At 71.5% G+C, this 20751-nt stretch carries 16 protein-coding genes; 6 read left to right on the plus strand and 10 right to left on the minus strand.

Going from position 1 to position 20751, the window contains the following annotated elements:
• The first annotated feature begins 23 nt into the window (after positions 1-23).
• On the plus strand, positions 24-203 hold the full coding sequence (locus OG393_RS09100) for a hypothetical protein (protein WP_327374126.1): 180 nt from the start codon (positions 24-26) through the stop codon (positions 201-203).
• A gap of 447 nt (positions 204-650) precedes the next feature.
• Here the strand turns inward: OG393_RS09100 and OG393_RS09105 are convergent, their stop codons facing one another.
• Positions 651-3308, minus strand: a complete 2658-nt coding sequence (locus OG393_RS09105; RefSeq protein ID WP_327374128.1) for a GmrSD restriction endonuclease domain-containing protein — start codon at positions 3306-3308, stop codon at positions 651-653.
• Positions 3309-3650: 342 nt separating this feature from the next.
• On the opposite strand from OG393_RS09105, the gene OG393_RS09110 reads away from it, so the two are divergent.
• The 5 genes from OG393_RS09110 (at position 3651) to OG393_RS09130 (ending at position 9287) form a co-directional block, all read left to right on the plus strand.
• Positions 3651-4058, plus strand: a complete 408-nt coding sequence (locus OG393_RS09110) for a hypothetical protein (protein WP_327374129.1) — start codon at positions 3651-3653, stop codon at positions 4056-4058.
• A gap of 84 nt (positions 4059-4142) precedes the next feature.
• On the plus strand, positions 4143-5732 hold the full coding sequence (locus tag OG393_RS09115) for an aldehyde dehydrogenase family protein (protein ID WP_327374130.1): 1590 nt from the start codon (positions 4143-4145) through the stop codon (positions 5730-5732).
• On the plus strand, positions 5729-6310 hold the full coding sequence (locus OG393_RS09120; RefSeq protein WP_327374131.1) for an SRPBCC family protein: 582 nt from the start codon (positions 5729-5731) through the stop codon (positions 6308-6310). Before OG393_RS09115 ends, OG393_RS09120 begins: the two co-directional genes overlap by 4 nt.
• A gap of 53 nt (positions 6311-6363) precedes the next feature.
• Positions 6364-8271: an NAD(P)-binding domain-containing protein gene (locus tag OG393_RS09125; RefSeq protein ID WP_327374132.1), complete on the plus strand. Its 1908-nt coding sequence runs from the start codon at positions 6364-6366 to the stop codon at positions 8269-8271.
• Positions 8272-8681: 410 nt separating this feature from the next.
• Positions 8682-9287 carry a response regulator transcription factor gene (locus tag OG393_RS09130; protein WP_327374133.1) on the plus strand — a complete coding sequence of 202 codons (606 nt, stop codon included), beginning with the start codon at positions 8682-8684 and terminating at the stop codon, positions 9285-9287.
• Positions 9288-9475: 188 nt separating this feature from the next.
• Here the strand turns inward: OG393_RS09130 and OG393_RS09135 are convergent, their stop codons facing one another.
• The 9 genes from OG393_RS09135 to OG393_RS09175 form a co-directional block, all read right to left on the minus strand.
• The gene (locus OG393_RS09135; protein WP_327374134.1) at positions 9476-10012 is read right to left on the minus strand and encodes a hypothetical protein; all 537 of its coding nucleotides are present in this window, start codon (positions 10010-10012) and stop codon (positions 9476-9478) included.
• A 248-nt stretch (positions 10013-10260) separates the two neighbouring features.
• Positions 10261-11469: a sensor histidine kinase gene (locus tag OG393_RS09140; protein ID WP_327374135.1), complete on the minus strand. Its 1209-nt coding sequence runs from the start codon at positions 11467-11469 to the stop codon at positions 10261-10263.
• Between the two features lie 146 nt (positions 11470-11615).
• Positions 11616-13247, minus strand: a complete 1632-nt coding sequence (locus OG393_RS09145) for a SagB family peptide dehydrogenase (protein ID WP_327374136.1) — start codon at positions 13245-13247, stop codon at positions 11616-11618.
• 30 nt (positions 13248-13277) lie between these two features.
• Positions 13278-15548 (minus strand): TOMM precursor leader peptide-binding protein, encoded by a 2271-nt coding sequence (locus OG393_RS09150; protein ID WP_327374137.1) that lies wholly within the window; start codon positions 15546-15548, stop codon positions 13278-13280.
• A 96-nt stretch (positions 15549-15644) separates the two neighbouring features.
• Positions 15645-15788 carry a hypothetical protein gene (locus tag OG393_RS09155; RefSeq protein WP_327374138.1) on the minus strand — a complete coding sequence of 48 codons (144 nt, stop codon included), beginning with the start codon at positions 15786-15788 and terminating at the stop codon, positions 15645-15647.
• Positions 15789-15914: 126 nt separating this feature from the next.
• A complete protein-coding gene (locus OG393_RS09160; RefSeq protein ID WP_327378364.1) occupies positions 15915-17234 on the minus strand; it encodes a sulfate adenylyltransferase subunit 1 in 1320 nt (439 codons plus the stop codon).
• 8 nt (positions 17235-17242) lie between these two features.
• Positions 17243-18202, minus strand: a complete 960-nt coding sequence (gene cysD / locus OG393_RS09165) for a sulfate adenylyltransferase subunit CysD (protein WP_327374139.1) — start codon at positions 18200-18202, stop codon at positions 17243-17245.
• Between the two features lie 40 nt (positions 18203-18242).
• Positions 18243-18830 (minus strand): adenylyl-sulfate kinase, encoded by a 588-nt coding sequence (gene cysC / locus OG393_RS09170; RefSeq protein ID WP_327378365.1) that lies wholly within the window; start codon positions 18828-18830, stop codon positions 18243-18245.
• Between the two features lie 5 nt (positions 18831-18835).
• Positions 18836-20692, minus strand: a complete 1857-nt coding sequence (locus OG393_RS09175) for a M20/M25/M40 family metallo-hydrolase (protein ID WP_327374140.1) — start codon at positions 20690-20692, stop codon at positions 18836-18838.
• Positions 20693-20751 lie beyond the last annotated feature (59 nt).

A 20751-nucleotide genomic window follows, 5' to 3' on the forward strand; every position in this document is an offset into this window, starting at 1 on the left:
GCAACGGGCACGCCACCGCGCTGGTGGACGGTCTGGAAACCGCCGAGCAGGAGTCGGTCCGGCTCGCCCAGGAGACTCCCGACGCCTTCCAGCCCGACGGTCTCGCGGTGCGGATCGAGGCGACACGGGACCACCCGCTGCAGTTGGAGCGTCTGGACGGCTCGGGTCTGACCCTGATGAGCACTCCAGCTCGGACAGCGTGATCAAAGCGTTGACCAGTGAGAGTGCCAATCACAGAGACCCGGACTCAGTCCCACTGAGTCCGGGTCTCTGTGATTGTGTGTCACTGATCGCGAGTGAGAGCTTGGGGCGCCGGCGCCCACGCTTGCCCGGACCGCCACCCTCGCGCGAGCAACGTCGGCTGCAGGGCCCGCGATCACACCGCCGCGACCTGCACACCCTCATGATCACCAGGACTTTGAATCAGCCCTGAGCCACTCCGCGAGCGGACAATGCAGTTCGATGTCCACACGCGGTCTCCCTGTCACAGTGACTCGACGGCGCGGTAGACGTGGCCCGCCGCACCGCGTGCCCGATCCCCGACGACATCGGGCACGTGGAGAACTGACAGCTCGCACTCGACATGCTCGACGAGACCCGCTCGTGGGGCATCGAGGTGTCGCTGCGCCGCCGGCGCACGCCGGCCGGGTTCAGTCCGGGGTGCCAGGCTCCTCGTCCGCCGGGCGGCGGGACCCGGCGAGAGCGGCCGTGTGCGCGAACCAGTCGAGGACGCCGCGGAGCTCCTCGCCGTGTTCGGCGAAGACTTCCAGCGGGAACGAGGGACGCAGGTCCAGCTTCGCCTCCGCGAGGTCGACGCCCCGCACACGGTTCAGGCGGGCCATCAGCTCGCGCCGCAGCAGCTCGTCGTCGAAGGGCGGCCGGCGCTTCAGGTGCTGGAAGACCACCTCGGCGGTGCCCGTCACCGGGTACAGGGCGAGGAGCCACAGCGAACGGGCCCGGGTGCCCGCGGACAGCGTGGGGAAACAACTGGTCTCGCTCCTCCTGCCGTAGTCGAGAGTGCCGCCCCGCTCCTCCCAGAACCGCAGGGACGCGAGGACTCCCGCGACCGTGTCGGGTGTCTGGTTGTCGCGCAGCAGCTTCTCGAACCGGGTGGCCGCGGACTCCCCGTCGGCTCCGGAGCGCCCGGGGTCCTGAGCGGGTGACTCGTCCTCGAAGTCCTCCCTGCCGACCAGGGTGGCCAGGTCCGCCGCCGTCAGCCGGTGCGAGCGGCGGGCGCGGCCCCACTCGTCGAACGGCACCCCTTCGAACTCCAGGACCTCGCGCGGATCGGGCCCGCCTTCGCGCTCTTCCGGCCAGCGGAAGCCGGGCGAGATCTTGCCGTCGGCCATCAGTACGCGATAGGCCCCGTGCAGCGCGGGCCTGGTACCGAGGTGGTTGCCGACCGCGACGGCATGGGTGCCGATGAGAGCGGCGAGGTCACCGTACGTCGTCCAGGTTCCCGCCGGCAGGCTCAGCAGCGCGTGCCGCAGCTCACCCCAGCCGGCCCATTCGGCGTCGGCGTGGACCACACCATCGAGGGGCCCCGGCCACAGCTCCGTCGACCGCTGGGCGAGTTCCTCGGCGCGCGCGAGGATCTCGGTCCTCCCCCAGCGCTCCTGGCCCGCGATGCGCTGGTTCATGCGCAGGGCACTGGAGTCCAGGATCTGCTGCTTGCGGCGGAACGGATGGTTGGAGAGTCTCGCGTTGTCGCCGGAGAGCGTCAGGTTGCCGAGGGTGTGGACCAGTTGGGTGTGCAGCTCCTCCGGGCTCTCTCCCTCCCCGGACTCCTCGGCGAGGAGGTCGAACCACTGCTGAGCGGGCTTCTGCGGCAGCACGTGCTCCACGGTGAGTCTCGCCTTGGCGTAGTCGACCGGTTCGCTGGCGCCGTAACTCTCCTCGAACCGGCGCAGAATCTCGAATCGCTGGTTCGACCGACCGGACTTGTAGAAGGGGCGGCTGCGGATCGACTCCCGCGTCACCGTGTCGGAGGGCCAGGCGCGTGTCCCCGTCTTCGTGGACAGGGCGTGGCGTACGGCGTCGGCGAGCGAGCGCTCGTTCTCGAGTTCCCTCTCGACCTCCTTGGGGAGTTCCATGAAGGTGCGGTTGTTGCCCGTGGTGGAATGGCCGGCGATCAGACGCCGCACCAGGTAGCTCTCGGCGTAGGAGAGGGCGGTGGCCGCTTCCCGGGGGTCGCAGCCGCCTTCGTCCAGCCGGTCGAGCAGGAGCAGCGCCAGCGGGTAGTGAGTCTGACCGCCCCAGCGGGCGAGGCGTTCCAGGACGTCGCGCAGGCCAGGGTCGCTCTCCCGCCACGGCTCGGCGATCCGCATGAGGCGGCCGGCCCGCAGGTGCAGCCGGGAGACCTCCGCCTCCAACGCCTCCTCGTCCGAGCTCAGCGGTTCGAGGCGTTTCTTCTGGTCGCGGTAGATCTCGCTCTGCTTGGCCCGGTTGTCGCCGCCGACGACCAGGTCGAGCCAGACGAGGAGCTCCAGCCTGGCCGGGCCCAGCAGCTCCTGCATCGGAAGCCACAGGTTGCGGTAGACGGCCTCGCCGCGCTTGGGGAGGCACATGAAGAGGTAGTTGCGGAGCAGGTCGCTCTGGCTGAGGCCGACACCGGTGTTGTTGATGGACTCGAAGATCCGGTACACGTTGTCGCCCTCGGCGGCGGTGATCGACACGACGGAGAGGAAGTCCCGCAGGACGGACTCCACGGCGCCGACCCATTGTTCGCCGGCGTTCTCCTGGTGGGTCTCCTCGTCGGCGTTCTCCTCGCCGACCCGTTGTTCGCCGGCGCTCTCCTCGCCCTCGGTCAGGGCGGCGAGGAAGAACCGGTACGCACCTCCGATGTTGCCCGGACCTCCGGCCGTCGGGTACGCCTCCACGCAGGCGACGAACGCCTCACGGTCGGCCTGCGTCGGCAGGAGGCGGTAGTGGTCGTTCCCGTCCTGATAGCCGTTGACCAGGATGAGGTCGTGAATGCGGGCGGCCTTCTTCTCCCGTCCCCGGGCTCGGTGACGGTCCCGCAGAGCGGTGAAGGCGAGCATCAGGGTGGTGAGACGCTGCTGGCCGTCCACGACGAGCCAGCGCTGCATCCCGCCCGCCGCGACCCGTTCCGGCGCGAGCACGACCGACCCGAGGAAGTGTGCCGCCGGCGCGTTGCCCGCTCGCTTGTCGTCGACGAGTTCCAGGACGTCGTCCCACAACCGGCGCAGCTCGTCGCGCTGCCAGGTGTAGGTGCGTTGGTAGAGAGGGACCTGGAACTGTGTCTCGCCGTGGACCAGCTTGCTGAACGTCGTCTCCTGCGCGTGCACGCGCGTCCCCTCCCCGACTGCTGCTTCGCAGGCCCGTCATTGTGCCGCATCCGGTCGTGGTGACCGGCGGAATCGGCGGCGGTACCGGTCGGCGGCGAATGCGAGGATGCCGGTCGTCCGTCAGCCGGATCGAGTCGACTCCCCTGTACGGCAAGGGAGTCGGCCGTCGACTGACCGCGTTCCGCCCACCCCGTCCGGCGAAAGGGAACCCATGAGCACCGAAGGGGCCGCGCGCGTGAGACCGGGCGGCGCGGAGTCCTGAAAGGCAGGTGGCGGCCTCGCCACCGCTCTGCTGGGCGGCTCCGTCCTGCTCCTCTCACCGCCTCCGCGGCGAGCTCGGCGGTGCCCGACTCGCCGCGGTTCAGGCTCGACGGAGCCGGCGACAAGCCGATATGGAAGAAGTCGCTGCACGCCAACTGGGTGATGTGTTCGTTCGGTTACGGCAACGTCCACCAGCATGTCCACTTCCTGCAGCCGAAGACCGGTTCCACGAACGGGGACATCCGGGTCACCAGGAAGGACACGGCGGGCAACCAGCCGGGCTCCACGGCCCCGCACGACTTCGGCCAGCCGCAGGGCATGTCCGTCCGGCTGTCGTCCGCCGGGTCCCGGCCGGCCTTCGGCATGTACTCCCGCACCAACGACGTCCGCCAGGCCAGCGTCTTCTACGAGAGCACGCTCGTGCAGTCCGGTGGCCCCGCCGACGCGGACGGCCCGCGACCGCCCCATCACATCGATAAGGAGTCCTGATCCCGGGCTCGTTGTCCCCCTCCATTCGCCGCCCTAGCGTGAGGGCAAACGTCAGCCGTATTCGGACTGACCGAAGGGGGCGAAATGAAGTTCGGGGTATATCCGGCCTACATCGGTGGCCAGGACATCACCGGCGACAATCCGCAGTACGTACACACCGTGACCGCCCGTTCCCTCATCGAGGACACCTTCCCCAGTCTGCGCCTCAAGCGTGATCTCGATCTCGGGGTCGTCGGTCCGGACGCGGCGGGGGAACGGGTCGTCGGGGCCTGCGTGGTGGCCGACGAGGACATGGCGCGGCAGGCGCTGGAGGCGGCGGCGGGTGCCGCCGCGGAGTGGCGGCGGGTGCCGCTGGAGCGGCGGCTGGAGGTGGGGCGCCGGATCGGCGAGCGGCTGCTGGCGCACCGTGAGCCGCTCGTCGAGATCCTCGTCGCGGAAGGGACTCCGCGGGACGCCGCCGAGGGAATGCTCACCGGAATTCCGTTCACCAGCTGGAGCAAGGAAACGCTCGAATGGTGCGCCGAACAAATGGAGTTCCGGCGTGTCGACGGTGAGCGCGAGATGATTCTGCGACGACTCCCCGACGGGGTCGTCTGCATCAATCCACCGCAGAACGCCGCGACCGTGAACGCGCTGAACGGACTCACGGCGCTGCTCGCCGGGAACACCGTGGTGGTGCGGGCGCCTCGGGGCGTCGCGCTCAGCTGCATGTACGCGATGCGCGAGGTCGTGGCGCCGGTACTGGAGGAGATGGGGGCGCCGGCCGGCACCGTCAACGCGTTCTGCGGGGCGCCGATGCTGGAGACCTGGCTGGCCAGTGAGCACGTCGACGACGTCCTCTACTTCGGCGGCAGCAAGAAGGGCCTGGAGTTCGAGGCCGACGCGATCGCCGCCGGCAAGAAGCCGATCCTGGAGCTCGCCGGGAACGACTGCTGCGTCGTCTGGCACGACGCGGACCTGGACGCCGCGGTGGACTCCATCGCGCAGTTCTTCCTGAACTCCGGCCAGATCTGCAACGTGCCCAACCAGGTCGTGGCGCACCCGGCGATCGCCGACGAACTCATCGCGCGCGTGGTCGCCGCCACGGCCCGGATCAAGCCCGGATATCCGGACGAGCCCGGCGTGGTGCTCACCCCGGTACTCGGCGTGGACTGGTTCTACGGCTGCCTCGGCGAGGCCCTCGCCAAGGGGGCGCGGCTGGTGCACGGCGGGCGGCGGCTGGAGGTCGACGGAACACCGTCGAGCACCGGCTTCTTCGTAGAGCCGAGCATCGTCCGGGTGGACGGGCTGCGGGGCGCGCGCTCCCTCTCCGTCGTACGCGACGAGACCTTCTTCCCGCTGTTGCCGATCATCGTGCCCGAGGCCGGCTCGTCGGACGACGAACTCCTCGCCGAGGTGCTCGGCTTCGTCAACTCCAACGCGTACGGCCTGCGCAACTCCGTCTGGTCGCGCGACCCGGACATCGTCGGGCGGTTCCTGGACGGCGTCACCAACGCCGGAAACCTGAAGATCAACGACTCGCACAGCGGGTTCGTCCCCTTCCTGCCCAACCAGGGCGGCCCCGGTCTCACCGGTGGGGCCTTCGGGGAGGCGAGCCACCCCATGCTGCGCACCACACGCCTCCAGGGCGTCAGCATCCTGCGCCCGTCGGCCGACAAGGAGCACGCGTCATGACCACCCGTGTACTGAAGGCCACGGTGCCCTCGACGGCCGCCGAGGTGATCGGCCGTCTCGCCGACGAGACGGCGTTCCCCTCGTACGCCGAGGACATCCTCTCGGTCACCCCTGACGCGGACGGCGACGGAGGCGACGGGAGCGGAGCCGGGGGCGGCCGGTACGCCTGGGTGCTGGCCTTCCGCGGCGGTGCGGCCCGCTGGGTGCAGGACAGCCGGCGCGCCGGGCACGCCACGGACGACGGTGCCGACGGCAGCGCGGACGGCGCCGGAGAAAACGGCGGGAGCGGCGGCGCACCGGCGCACCGGATCGTCTTCGAGCAGGTCGGTGGGGACTTCCAGCACCTCAAGGGGTCCTGGACCAGCACCGACGTTCCCGGTGGCGGCTGCGAGGTCGCCTTCGAGGTCAGTTACAGCACGAGCGTGCCCCATCTCGCCGGAGCGATCGACTCGGCCGTCGGCCGGGTCCTCGTCGGCGGTGCCCACCAGGTCATCACGGCCGTCGCGGGCGGCCCCGTGCGGGTCACCGCCGGCCACCACCACCTGGGAGACCCGGCCGCACACCTCCGGCAGTCCTGAACCCCCGGTCGGCGGACCCGACCGGCCTCGGCCCACAAGGAGAAGCACACACCATGGAGAACGTCTGCATCATCGGAGCGGGCTGGTCGGGACTCGCGGCCTGCCAGGTCCTCCACGAACGCGGGATCCCCTTCGACTGCTACGAAGCCGGCTCCGAGGTCGGCGGGAACTGGCGCTACCTCAACGACAACGGGATGTCCTCGGGCTACCAGTCCCTGCACATCAACACGTCCAAGAAGCTGTCGGAGTACCGCAGTCACCCGATGCCGAAGGACTATCCGCACTATCCCGACCACACCCTGATCGCACGCTACCTGGACGACTACGTCGACCACTTCGGCTTCCGCGGGGCGATCGCCTTCCGCACCTCGGTCACCCATGTGGAGCCGGCTGAGGGAGGCGGCTGGACCGTCACCGCCCGCCACCGCGACACCGGGGAGGAGACCGTCCGTCACTACGGTTCGGTGATCGTGGCCAACGGTCACCACTGGGACCCGCGCGACCCCGAGCCCGCGTTCCCCGGCGCGGACACCTTCACCGGTACGCAGATCCACTCGCACTACTACCGGGTCCCGGACGAGTACGCGGGCAAGCGGGTGCTGGTGCTCGGTTTCGGCAACTCGGCGTCGGACATCGCGGTGGAGACCTCCACGGTCTCCGAGCGTACGTTCCTGTCCATCCGCACCGGCGGGTACGTCTTCCCGAAGTTCATGTTCGGCAAGCCCGGCGACGACATGATCAGCCCCTTCATCACCCGGGTCATGCCGCGTGAGACGCAGCGCTGGGTGATGGCCGCGCTGCTGCGGATGACGATCGGGAAGGTCACGGACTTCGGGCTGCCGAAGCCGGGCCACAAGCTGTTCAACTCCCACCCGACGGTCTCGGAGTCGCTGCTCCCGCGCCTCGGCCACGGTGGTCTGTCGGTCAAGCCGAACGTGTCCCGCTTCGACGGTGACACGGTGCACTTCACCGACGGCAGCAGCGAGGTCGTCGACGCGGTGATCTACAGCACCGGGTACAAGATCAGCTTCCCGTTCCTGGACGAGTCCGTGATCGCCCCGACGGACAACGACGTCTCGCTCTTCCACCGGGTCGTCGACCCGAACCATCCCGGTCTGTACTTCGTGGGTCTGTTCCAGCCCCTGGGGGCGACGACCGTGCTGGCCGAGGCCCAGTCTCACTGGGTGGCCGACCTGCTCCAGGGCCGGGCGGCGCTGCCGTCGACGGCGAAGATGTGGAAGGAGATCACCCGCTACAAGGAGAAGCTCGCCAAGCGCTACATCACCTCCAAGCGGCACACCATGCAGGTGGACCACTATCCGTACCTGGCCGAGCTGCGCGGGGCCCGGCGCAGGGGTGCCCGGCTGGCGAGGAAGGCGGGCGGGGCCGGTGCGCGGCCGTCGCTCGCCGGCTACCGGCCGGAGGAGGTGTCGATCCGGATCGACGCCGCTCCCGAGGCCGTGTGGGACCTGATCAGCGACGTGACACGGATGGGGCAGTGGAGTCCCGAGTGCCGTCGCTGCTACTGGCGCGGCTCCCGGCGCGGGGTGGGCGCGCGGTTCATCGGGATCAACCGGCGCGGCCGGGTCTTCTGGATCACCTCGAACACGGTGGAGCGGGCCGAGCGGGGCAGGTCGTTCGCGTTCCACACCACGACCAACGGGGTCCGCTGGGGCTACCGGCTGGAGCGGGACGGTGACGGCACTCTGCTCACCGAGGTGTGGGACGTCTCCGGGCAGAACGAGGGCCAGCGCAAGCGCACGGCGTCCTTCGCCGAGATGATGCTCGGCGGCTACGAGAACCACACCGAGGAGCTGCGCGAGGGCATGCGCAGGACCCTGGAGCGGGTGAAGGCCGCGGCCGAGGAGCGGAACCTGCCGCTGAGCGCCGTACCGGGCACCGAGCGGTCCGTGGCGCCCGCCGGACGGGCCGCGGGGGTGAAGGTGGACACGGCCGCGTGAGGGCCGTGCACGAGGCTCCGCGCGGCACTGCGTGCGGCCCGCCCGGCGCCCCTCGGCCGGGCGACGCGTCGCCCTTGAGGTCCGCCCCCGCCGGGGCGACGCCCGCGTCCCCCGCCTCGCCCGCGCGGGCAGGGGGCCGCGGGCGCGCCGGGCGCGGTGAAGCCTCCGCGCCGGCGCCGGGAGACCGCCCCGCGGCGGGTCCGGAAGCCGCCCCCGCGGCGGGTTCCGGCCAGGGAAGGCGAGGGATGTGGCCACGCAGGAGGACCGTAACGCCGTGGTCTTCGTCCGGTCGGCGCTGTGACCTGGGGCAATGTGTTCGCCGGAGGTCGATTATCCGCCAATTCGCCCTTCTCCCAGTACGATTCACCTCGCCAACGGGCCTCACCGGGGGTCCGTGAGGGGGGAATGCTGTGATCCGAGTGTTGCTCGCGGACGACATGTTGATGCTGCGGCGGGCCCTGGTCTCGCTACTCGAACTGGAGGACGGCATCCAGGTGGTGGGCGAGGCGGACAACGGCGACCGGGTGCTTCCGGTCGCGCTGGAGACCCGCCCCGATGTGGCGGTCCTGGACATCGACATGCCGGGGATCGACGGCATCAGGGCCGCGGAGTTGCTCGGCCGGGAACTCCCGGCCTGCAGGACCATCATCCTGACCAGCCTCGGCAGGCCGGGGAACCTGCGTCGGGCGCTGGAGGCCAAGGTGTCCGGCTTCCTGCTGAAGGACGCGGACCCGACCCGGCTCGCCGCCGCGATCCGCCAGGTCGTCGCCGGGGAGCAGGTCGTGGACCCGCAGCTGGCGCTGGCGACGCTGCAGACCAGTGCCAGTCCGCTGAGCGCGCGGGAGAGCGAGGTGCTGCGGCTCGCCGCGCAGGGGCTGGACGCACCGGAGATCGCCCGGAAGCTGTTCTTGTCGGCCGGGACCGTACGCAACTACCTGACCACGGTGGTGACCAAGCTCAACGCCCGCAACCGGATGGACGCGGTGCGGATCGCCCGCGACGCCGGCTGGCTCTGAGCTCGCGGACTGTCCCGGCGGGTCACCCGGCTTGCTGATCCGCGGCTCTTCCCGGGACAGCCGGGCGGCCGTTCTCCACGCTTCGAGAGGTCTCGTCACGGAGCGTGGAGAACGGCCGCTGCTCATGCCGTTCCTGGGCCGTACGCCTACGACGCGCCTTCCCCGCCGGCATGGCACCGACGAGCTGGCTACTTGATCAAGGCATTCGCGAGGATGACCGCCAGGCCGATCAGCATGTCCATGCCTCCTGCCCGACACGCGGACGGCCATCCGTACCCGGCGGTGCGAGCGGCCCAGGCGCCCCAGCCGAACAAGGCAGCGGCGTTGAAGAGCAGGGCCGCGTCCACAGCCGTGGCCTCCGCCCACCAGCCGGCAACCGCGGCGAGCAGTATCCCGACCGTGGGCAGCACGGCGGCGACCAGTGGCCATTCGGCGAGCACCAACCGCAATCTGCTCACGGTGGCCGCCTTGTCGCCCGACGCACGCTGGGCGATGACGTGCGAGTATCCGTGAGCGGCACCCGACGCCAGCGCGGTGAGCAGTACCCACAGCGCGTCCGGGCCGGGATTGGCCTTCTCGCCCGCCGAGTCCAGCGCGGCCACCAGCGCGCTGGCCAGCACCAGTCCGTAGATGCCGCTGAACAGCGACGGAGCCGGGGGCCGGTACCGCGAGGTCCGCCGTGGTGCGGCGTTCTCGGGGGGAACCTGGTCGGCGTGTTCGGGCATCGCATCGCCTCGGTGCGGGAGGGGGAAGGGGGTCCCCACATACTCGACCGCGTGGCGGTGAGGGACACGACGCCACGCGGGACGTCTCCCTCCGGCCCGTCTTCGTCATCGGTCCTTGGGGAAGCACCGCCGACAGCCTCTGAGCCGAGCCCGTCGGGGCCTCGACCCCACCGCGCGCCGTCCGACGGGCACCCTGTCGGCCACGCCGCCACCGCCCGTCCGCCACTTCCGCCGACGGCTGACGGGCGTCAGCCGTCGGCGGAGGCGAGGTCGGAGCCCGCGTCGTCGGCCGTGGGGGGCGTGGCGGCGGCGGAGGCATTGTCCACCGGGTTGCCTCCGGTGGTGGGCCGGGCCGGGAGTTCCACGCCGAGTTCGAACCAGCCGTCGGGGCGGGCGCGGCACGAGAGCGTCCCGCCCAGGGCCTCGGCACGGATCGTGAGGCTGCGCAGACCCACTCCGCCGGTGACGTCCCCGCCCGTGGTGGGGCCGTGGTCGGCGCCCCGGTCGCGCAGGCCGTCGTTGGAGATGCACAGGCGGACGCTGTCGCCTTCGACGCTCGCCTCGATCACGCAGTTCTGCGCCTTGCTGTGACGCAGCAGGTTCGTCACGCCCTCGCGCAGCACCGTGGCGAGGACGGTGTCCACAGAGGCGTCCAGCGGTTCCTGCGTGACGCGGATGTCGGTACGGATGCCCACCGCCCGCAGCAGTGAGGCGGCGGACTCCACCTCGCGGTTGAGGTTCATCCGGACGTAACTGCTGGCCACCGACCGCACGTCGGACAGCGCCTGCCGCGCGGTCTGGACGATCTCGGTGATCTCCATCTCCGCCCGCTCCGGCTGCACCCGCACCAGACGGTGGGCGAGCTCGCATTTGAGGGTGATCGTGGACAGGCTGAAGCCGAGCAGGTCGTGCAGGTCGCGGGCGAAGCGGAGACGTTCCTGCGTGACGGCGAGACGGATCAGCTCCTCGCGTGCCGCCTGCACTTCGCGGATCAGCCCGGACAGCCGGCTCAGGCCGTACACGACCAGGCCGGTGAGCGCGGTCGCCACCGTGTTGTAGGCGAGGTGGCCGGCGTCGTACCCGACGGCGAACTGCACGACGCCGGTCGCGACGATGACCGCGGCGAAACCCGCCCAGCCCACGGCCGACCTCAGGACGAGGAGCGAGGAGGCGGCCAGGAAACCCGGCATGCCGAGCCAGGCGGCGCCGAACAACGTGAAGGGGGCGAAGGTGAGGACGGCCTGGGCGGCCAGGGTCGCCGTGCGGAACCGGGCGGCGCGCGGTATCCAGTCGGGGAAGGAGTGGCTGAGCTGGAGGAAGAGCAGCATCAGCATCAGCAGGCCGCAGAGGGCGAGTCCGGCGGCGCCGAACCCTCCGTCGACGGCGTAGGTGAGGGCGACGGCGAAGAAGCAGAGGATGACGACGACGGTGATGGTGCCCGCGACGCGCGGCGCCAAGTCACCCCCTTCGGCAGCCCGGTGGGTGAGAAAGGCGTCTGGATCGGTGGCGCGAGACCATCGCACAGGGGCTCCCTACTCGACTGCGTTTTCGCACAGGAGTGCAGCATAGGCGGAGTAGGGAGGTACCGGGACGGTATCGCCGCTCAAGGGCGTCTCGTGGCGGGTCCGCCGGACTCGGCCGAAACCGCACCGGTCGGCACCGCGGCCAGCACGAACTCGCCGACGCCGGACTCCGCGCGCCAGTCGAGCCGGAAGGCGCGGGCCGAGGTCGCGGTGTCGCCGAAGGCCAGGGCGCACGGACCGATGCCCATGGCGGTGGAGACCAGGTAGAGCGTCTGCTGGAGTGCGCCGACCTCCTTGAGCAGGACGCTGTAGGCGATGCCGGGGAAGGCGGAACTCATGCGCCGGAAACGCGCCGTCATGCTGATCAGTACGGGCGGCTCCTCGCTGAGTCCGGCGTTGACGCCCGCCTCGTCCAACAAGGCGTCGACCAGCACGGGTTCCGTGCGCAGCGGGAAGAGCGTGTGCGCGGCCGGATCGTAGTGGTAGCAGCCGCGGGCCAGCTCGGCGGAGCCGGCGACCGTGACGTACAACTCCAGCGGATAGACGGACCCGGCGCTCGGATAGGGGCGGCCGGCGGCCGGACGGGCGCGTGCGGCCCGGTACAGCAACTCCCCCAACTGGGCGAGGGACAGCGGGAGTCCGCCGTCCTGGCGGACGGAGCGGCGGGATTCCAGCACGGTGGTGAGCTGCGGGTCCCGGGTGAGGACCAGTTCGAGGTCGGGCACGGGCAGCGCGAGGGGCGTGGCGTCGGAGTCGGGGTGCTCGCGGGCGTCCTTGGGCGCCTCGGCCGAGCCGAGGCCCAGGCCGATCGGCTCGTCGTGCAGACCGGGCCTGCTGCGGTTGTGCAGCATCAGCTCGCGCGGGGACCAGTGCTCCAGCACGGGGTCGTGGTCCTCGGCGAAGGCCGGGGCGTACCGCCCCAGGCCCCAGGGTCCGTACAGGGCGAAGGAGCCGGGCCCGGACGGCAGGCCCGTGCCGGTGGCCGGTCCCGGGTCCGCGCCGGGAACACCCGTCGGGCCGCCGGACCGCGGGCGCGTACCGGAGGTCGGTCCCTTCCGGGAGCTCTCCGCGCGCAGGGCCGGGACCAGCATGCCGGACGCCTCCAGGTAGCCGACCGCCGTGCGCGCCACGTCGAGGGGCACGTCGAGCAGCCGGGCCGTGTCGCGGACGGACGCGGGGCGGACGTAGCAGCTGACCAGCCACATCGCCTGCGGGGTGTGCAGCAGCACGCGGTGCGCGCTGAGCGGTGATTCCAGCACCATGTCGCGGGGGCCGACGCGCAGGGCGGCGAAGCGGGACAGCCGGTGGACGCGGTCCGGGGCGGGCGGGCGCGGAGCGAAACGTGCCTCACGCACGATCGGCACCACGGACAGCTGTTCGGTGCCGTCGGCGAGGGCCAGGGTGCGGATCACGGAGTGCCGGACCGCCTCCAGGGTGGAGCGCAGCGCGGCGCGCCGTGGGTCGCCGGGCAGGGACCGGGTGTCGCTGAAGCCGGGGAGGACGTTGTCCAGCGACACCGGACCGTACGTCATGCGTTCGAGTGCGCGGGGGATCACCGGATCGGTCATCGGCAGCCTGATCTCGCCCCATCGGGTGCTGATCAGGCCGGTCCCGGGATCGTCCGTCGCCGTCTCCACCGTGGTGTCCTCACGGAGCGACCAGAGTTCGATCAGGCGGGTGTCCCGCGGTGCGGGCGGGGCGGAAGACTTCATGGACGGGACCTCACGGGTGGCGCGACGGTTTCACAGGAAGAGCGGGACCGGGTTGAGGTCCTCGTAGGGGGTCGGGGTGTCGAGGCGGCCCAGGTGTACCGGGACGTCGTACAGGCGACCGGGGGCGAAGCGGGTCCAGAAGGTGCGCAGTCCGGGCACGATCACCTTGACGACCGGCAGGCCGATGTCGGCTCTGGTCTGGTCGAGCACCAGGAGTTCGCTGCCGATTCCCCGGGCGAGTGCCTCGGCGGCGGCCACGTCGTCGGCCAGGTCGGCGCGCGGCGTGTACGGGAAGTCGTCGGGTGTGCGGTCGGGGCCGGCGGGTCTCAGATAGGACCGGCCGGCCGTGGTGGCGGTGCGCCACCAGTGCAGCGGCGCGGGGTCGTCGCAGGTGTAGCCGGTGCCGTCCGCTCTGACGCCGACGACCGGCGGCAGCATCTGGTTGACCTCGGCCACGGCCCGCCGCAGGGCGATCCGGGGGTCGAAGTGGGCGCCGAAGCCGAGGGTGATGTCCTCGGCGGGTTTGTCGGTGCGTCGGGACAGCGCGGCGAAGACGGGGATGCCGAGGTCGCTGGTGAGGTCGAGTGCCCACAGTTCCCGGTCGAGTTCGCCGTGCGCCGTTCTCGTCCGCTCGATCCACGGGTCGCCGAAGGACGCGAGGTCGACGCCGGGTTGCCGGGTGCGGTTGTACCACCACAGGGCGACCGCGTCGCGTTCGACGAGTTCGAGGAAGCCCTGGACGATGGCGTCCTCGCGGGAGCTGCCGGCCGCGGTGCCGTTGGAGTGCGCGGAGAAGAAGCCGGAGGGGCAGGGTGCGTCGTAGTAGAGCATCGAGGTGGGCAGCAGCCGGTGGCGGTCCGCGGTGAGCGACCAGACGGGCGTCCAGTCGACCGGGGTGTCCTCGTCGAAGGGGGCGCAGACGCGGTGGGCCGGGGTGTGTGCGGCGTTCCAGGCGTCCCGGTCGGGGAACTGCCGGGGGTGGAAGAGCTGCACGGTGTCGGGGTGGATGGCCCGGTCGGCTACTTCGCGGTAGGAGGCGAGCAGGGTGGGTTCGTCGCCCTGCCGGTAGCCGCTGTGCCGTTCGACGGCCTCACACAGGGCGCTGACCTGGGCCTGGAGCGGGGTGGTGCCCTTTCCGGAGCTGTGGCTGCGCAGCCCGGCGCGGACGGCCGCGAGCCCGGTGGGCGAGGTGGCCGGATTGTGCCCGGAGTGGAAGCAGTTGAGGAAGCCGGGGTCTCGCCGGTCGCGGCGTACCTCCTTGACCACGCCGGTCAGTTCGTCGACGAGGTGCCCGTAGCGTTCGAGCATCTCCTCGGGGGTGAGGGAGCGTTCGCCGGTGCCGGTGCCGGACTTGGCCTGGCTGACGGGCCGGATCGGGGCCCAGACCCGGCGGGCTGTGATCCCGGGGTCGCCACAGGACGGGCACTGGGGGCGCCGGCGGACGGGGTGGTGACGGCCGGACAGGGTGAGGGTGTCCATGGTCCACAGGGAGTTCTGTCCGGAGTGCCGGTGTCCGGCCATCCACTTGACGGCTTCGAGGCAGGCGAGGTGCAGTCCGACGGCGCGGCCGGCGGCCAGCCCCGAGGGGGGCACGCTGACCGGGCGGCCGAGGGCCTGGCCGAGGTACGTCTCCGCGGGCCGGTTGCGGCGCAGCGGTTCGGCCAGGCACTGCCAGCAGGGGCCTTCGTCGGGTCGGAACACCGGTCCGATCCAAGGCTGTTCGCCGGTGAGGCGCACGGGAAGCCAGGGGGTGCCGGCCGCGCGGTACGCGGTGTCCAGCCCGCCGAGCGCGGGGTCGAGGTAGCTGTCGCACAGGACGACGGCCAGTCCGGGTGCGTCGGTGCCGGTGTCGGTCCGGTGGATGCGCAGGCCCGCCGCGTCGAGGGCCGCGAGGAGTTCCTCGGTGCCGGCGCCCGCCTCGGCGCCCGTGCCGATACCGGCGACGGTGGCGCTGCCGGTGCGGCGGGCGGCTTCGTCGCCGTCCACTCCGGCCAGCTCCCAGAACGCCTCGCCCGAGCCGGGTACGGTGTCCGGGGTGCGGTGGGTGAGCAGTCCCGAGCCGATGAGCCGGGCGACGACCCGGCGTACCTGCTCGGCGGAGAGGTTCTCGGCGGCGTCGGCTACCAGCCGGTCGATCGTGCGGGTGCCGTCCAGCAGCGGGGCGAGCGTGGTGACGCTGGTTCCTCGGAGCGCGGTGACACCGCGCTCGGATATGAGGAACACGCCTTCCCCGGGGACGACTTCAGCCTTCAGATGAGGCTTGAACCCGAGACCGTTCGTGGTGCCGTGGCCATGTGCCACCGTTGTTTCCCCCTGTCTGGTGTGCGGCTGTCGACGGTTGGCCGGGTGCGGCTGCCCGAAGCGGTGGTGCGGGAGTTCGTGGAGCTCTGGAGCGGGCTACTCGCCGGTCAGCTCGCCCGTCCAGCAGATGCAGGTGCCGGGCTGGTACTGCTCGAAGGCCGCTGCGCCGAAGTCCTCGATGACCAGGTCCTCGACGACGGGGGCGGTGGTGGCGGCGGTGGTGGTGACGTTGAGGTTCATGTGTCGGCCCTTCCGGTGGGGTGCTGACCTGCTGACGGGGAAGAGTCTGCTGGTCGGAGGGGAAGGGCCGACAGTGCTGGCGTCACCGGGCCGGCATGAACTTCTCATGGTCATCCGGCGAGGACGTCACTTCCCCTCCCCGGTGGTCGGTCCGTCCGCCATGCCGGCGGTCAGGGTGGTGCCGTCGACGGGGTCGACGAGCAGGAAGGACCCGGTGCGCCGGAAGTCGGCGTAGCCGTCCAGGGCGATCGGCTCGGCGGTGCGCAGCACGACGCGGCCGATGTCGTTCATGCGGAGCGTGTCGGTGCCCGGTCGCTCCGAGAGGTCCTCCAGGTCGAGCCGCGAGGAGATCTCGGCGACGACGGCCCGGACGGTGCGGGTGGTGTGCCGGAGCAGCACCTGCCGTCCGGCGAACAGCGGCTGGTCGCCCAGGTGACAGACGGTGGCGGTCAGCCGCCGGACGGCACGGGGCGCGCCGGCGGCGGGGGCGATGAGGTCGCCGCGGGCGATGTCCAGGTCGTCGGCGAGACGTACGGTCACCGACTGGGGTGCCCAGGCGGTGTCGGTGGTGGCGCCGTCCAGGGTGTCGATGGCGGCTACGGTGCTGGCCCCGCCGGAGGGCAGGACGGTGATCCGGTCGCCGACCCGCAGTACACCGGAGGTGATCTGGCCGGCGTAGCCGCGGTAGTCGGGGTGGGCGGCGGTCTGCGGACGGATCACGTACTGGACGGGCAGGCGGGCCGCCTCGGTGCGCGGATCGGCACCGACGGGGACCGACTCCAGGTGTTCGAGGACGGTGGGTCCGGCGTACCAGTCCATGCGCTCGGAGGGGCGGACGACGTTGTCGCCGGCGAGGGCCGAGATGGGGATGGCGGTCACCCGCTCGATGCCGAGTGCGTCCGCACAGGCGGAGAACGCGGCGGCGGTGCGGGCGAACACCTCCTCGGAGCAGTCCACCAGGTCCATCTTGTTGACGACGAGGGTCACATGACGGATCCGCAGGAGTGCGGCGACGGCAAGGTGGCGGCGGGTTTGTTCGACGACGCCGTTGCGGGCGTCGACGAGGACGAGGGCGAGGTCGGCGGTGGAGGCGCCGGTGACCATGTTGCGGGTGTACTGCACGTGGCCGGGGGTGTCGGCGAGGATGAAGCGGCGTCGGCTGGTGGCGAAGTAGCGGTAGGCCACGTCGATGGTGATGCCCTGCTCGCGTTCGGCGCGCAGGCCGTCGGTGAGCAGTGCGAGGTCGGGGGTTTCCTGGCCGCGGGAGCGGGAGGCGTGTTCGACGGCTTCGAGCTGGTCGGTGAGGACCGATTTGGAGTCGTGGAGCAGGCGGCCGACGAGGGTGGACTTGCCGTCGTCGACGGAGCCGGCGGTCGCGAGGCGCAGGGTGTCGGCGGCGGTGCGGGGGCCGCTCGCGCGGGGGGCGCCGGTGGGCGCTTCGGTGATGTTCACGGTTAGAAGTACCCTTCGCGTTTGCGGTCTTCCATCGCGGCCTCGGACATCTTGTCGTCGGCGCGGGTGGCGCCGCGTTCGGTGAGGCGGGAGGCGGCGATCTCGGCGATCACGGCCTCGACGGTGGTGGCGTCGGAGTCGACGGCGCCGGTGCAGGACATGTCTCCGACGGTGCGGTAGCGCACCAGCCGCTTCTCCACCCGCTCGCCGTCCCTCGGACCGCCCCACGCTCCGGGGGCCAGCCACATCCCGTCACGGGCGAAGACCTCCCGCTCGTGCGCGAAGTAGATCCGGGGCAGGGCGATGTCCTCGCGCTGGATGTACTGCCACACGTCCAGCTCGGTCCAGTTCGACAACGGGAACACCCGCACGTGCTCACCCGGCGCGTGCCGCCCGTTGTACAGCTGCCACAGCTCGGGCCGCTGACGACGCGGGTCCCACTGCGAGAACTCGTCGCGCAGGGAGAACACCCGCTCCTTGGCCCGCGCCTTCTCCTCGTCACGCCGGCCGCCACCGAACACCGCGTCGAACCGGTGCTGACGGATCGCCTCCGTCAACGGCACCGTCTGCAACGGGTTACGCGTCCCGTCCGGGCGCTCCCGCAACCGGCCGTCGTCGATGTAGTCCTGCACGGAGGCGACATACAACCGCAGCCCGTGCGCGGCGACCGTCCGGTCCCGGTACTCCAGCACCTCGGGAAAGTTGTGCCCGGTGTCCACATGCAGCAACGTGAACGGCACCGGCGCCGGCGCGAACGCCTTCAACGCCAGATGCAGCATCACGATCGAGTCCTTACCACCGGAGAACAGGATCACCGGCCGCTCGAACTCACCCGCCACCTCACGGAAGATGTGCACCGCCTCCGACTCGACCGTGTCGAGATGGGAGAGCCCGAAGGCGTCGCCGGTGTGGACGGTGGGCAGCGACGGGGCTGCGAACGGGGTGACCGTCGTGGCGGTCATGTCGCGCTCCTTTCGTTTGCGGTGGCCGGGTCTGCGTCGCTCACAGCAGCCCCCTGGCGGAGAGCAGGACGAGCAGCTCCTGCGCGGAATCGGTGACGGTCTGGGTATGGGAGCGGACCCTCAGATCGGGATCGCGCGGCTCCTCGTAGGGGTCGTCGACACCGGTCAGGCCGCTGATCTCGCCGGCGGCCTGGCGGGCGTACAGTCCCTTGACGTCGCGCCGGGCGCACACCGACAGCGGGGCGGCGACATGGACCTCCAGGAAGGCGGTGCCGCTGTCGCGGTGCCAGGAGCGGACCAGGTCGCGGGACTCCGCATAGGGCGCGATGACCGGCACCAGGACCGTGATGCCGTTGCGGGCCAGGACCTGGGCGACCCGGCCGATGCGCTCGACGTTGCGGTGCCGGTCGGCGCGGGTGTATCCGAGGCCGGCCGAGAAGGTCCGGCGCAGTTCGTCGCCGTCGAGGACCTCCACCCGTCGGCCGCGGGCGCGCAGCAGGTCGGCGGTGGCGTTCGCGAGCGTGGTCTTGCCCGCGCTGGGCAGGCCGGTGAGCCAGAGGGTCGATCCGGGGTAGCAGGTGCAGTGCGTGGAGGGGGCCGCGAGGTCGTGCGCGGGGGCGGCCGTCAGGACGGTCACATCGAGCTCCATTCTCGGACGGCGGCGGTCAGCAGACGCTGGGCGCGCCGGAACTCGTCCGCGTGCAGGTGTTCGTCGGGGGTGTGGTCGAGCCTGGCGTCGCCGGGGCCGTAGGCGACCATGGGCACGCCGCGCCAGGTGGTGGCCAGCGTGTTCATGTCGCTGCTGCCCTTCTTCATGAGGTAGCGGGGTGTCACGCCCTCCTCGGAGAAAGCCCGTTGGAACGCCTTGACGAGCGGGCTGGTGCGTCGGGTGGTGACCCCGGGGGTGGCCCGCAGGACGTCGGCGCGGACCGGTCCCGAGGCGAGGGCGCGCAGGGCTGCGACGGTCTCGTCCGGGTCGAGGCCCGGGGGGACGCGGACGTCCACGACGGCCTCGCCGGACTGGGTGTCGCCCTGGTTGAGGGCGCTGACGCCGAGGACGGCGGTCAGGGCGTCCGGGTGGAGGGCCGCGACGGCGGCCGGGACCTTGGAGAGCACGTCGACCATGCGGTCGCCCGCGGTACGGACGCCTTCGCCGGCCGTGTGCCCGGTGGGTTCCCGCACGCTGAAGCGGACCTTGACCAGACCGTAGTAGCCGAGGGTGAGGGCCTCCGCGCCGCTGGGCTCGCCGACGACGACCGCGTCGGCCGGGTAGGCGTCGCGGACGTGGAAGGCGCCGGCGCCGGTGATCTCCTCCTCCACCGCGCCGACCACGCGCAGTTCCACGCCTTCGGGCGGGTCGTAGGAGGCCAGGGTCTGGAGGTACGTCACCAGGCTGCCCTTGGCGTCCACCGATCCGCGTCCGGAGAGCACCTCGCCGTCCCAGCGGACCGGCCAGCGGTGCGGGACGGTGTCCAGGTGGCCGAGCATCAGCAGCCGGCGGGAGCCCGCTCCCTTGGTGGCGACCAGGTTGTTCGCGGCGTCGATCTCGGCCTTGACGCCGTGGTCCGCGCACCATTCGGCGAGGAACTCGGCGATCTCCCGCTCGTCCCGGGAGACCGAGGACAGTTCCACGGTGCGGGCCAGCAGATCGAGGTCGGGGGCCGGGGCGGGTGCCCGCCAGAACCAGGTGGCGCCCGCCGCGGACAGCGTGTGCGGTCCGGTGATCGCGGTGTCCGAGGTGCCCCTCAGGGCGATCTCGGCGGCGCGTACCTTCTGCCGCATGCGGCCCTTGGCGTAGCGGCGGCCCTCGCCCTCGGTGAGGTGGCGCAGGCTGCTGGCGGGGTCGGCCGGGTCGGTGAGCAGTCCGGCGGTGCCGGTGACCAGCCGGAGGTGGTCGGCGTCCAGGGCCAGGGCCGCCTCGGCGGCGAGTACGTCGGCGTCGACGTTGAGCGGGGTGCCGCCTTCGGCGTCGGCGACCGGCGGGGAGAGGCAGACGACGTCGAAGGTGGACAGCAGGCCGGTGAGCCGGGGGACGTCGACGGAGCTGACCGTGCCGGCGCGGTGGTCCCGCACGAGCCGGGTCCGGCCGTCCTCCCGGACCCGCAACGGACCGTTGACGGTGGCCTTGACGAGGGCTCCGGTACGGGCGACCGCCGCGAAGACGGACAGTCCGCGCCTGGTGAGCTCCTCCTCCACCAGGGGCAGGGTGACCTCTTCGTACGCGGCGACGATGTGGCGCATCTCCGACGGGGGGCAGTAGCGGATCTCGTCGCCGTTGCGGGAGACCAGGGTGCGGATCTCGCGGCCGGTGCGCCGGTAGTGCTCGGCGATGCCGGCCGCTCCCCCGGCGATGACGAGCAGCCGCGCGCCGCGCCGGCTGAGTTCGAGCAGTTCGTCGAAGACCTGACTGTGGAGCAGCGTGGCGCTGCCCAGCTTGACCACGTACAGCGCGGCCTCGCGTGAGCTGGCGACTTCCCCGAGGGCTGGCATGGACGGAACTCCTTCGGCTGGTGACGGTGGGCGGGGTGCGGGCGGGCGGGGGTACGGGC

This window comes from Streptomyces sp. NBC_01216 (assembly GCF_035994945.1).
Lineage (GTDB): Bacteria > Actinomycetota > Actinomycetes > Streptomycetales > Streptomycetaceae > Streptomyces.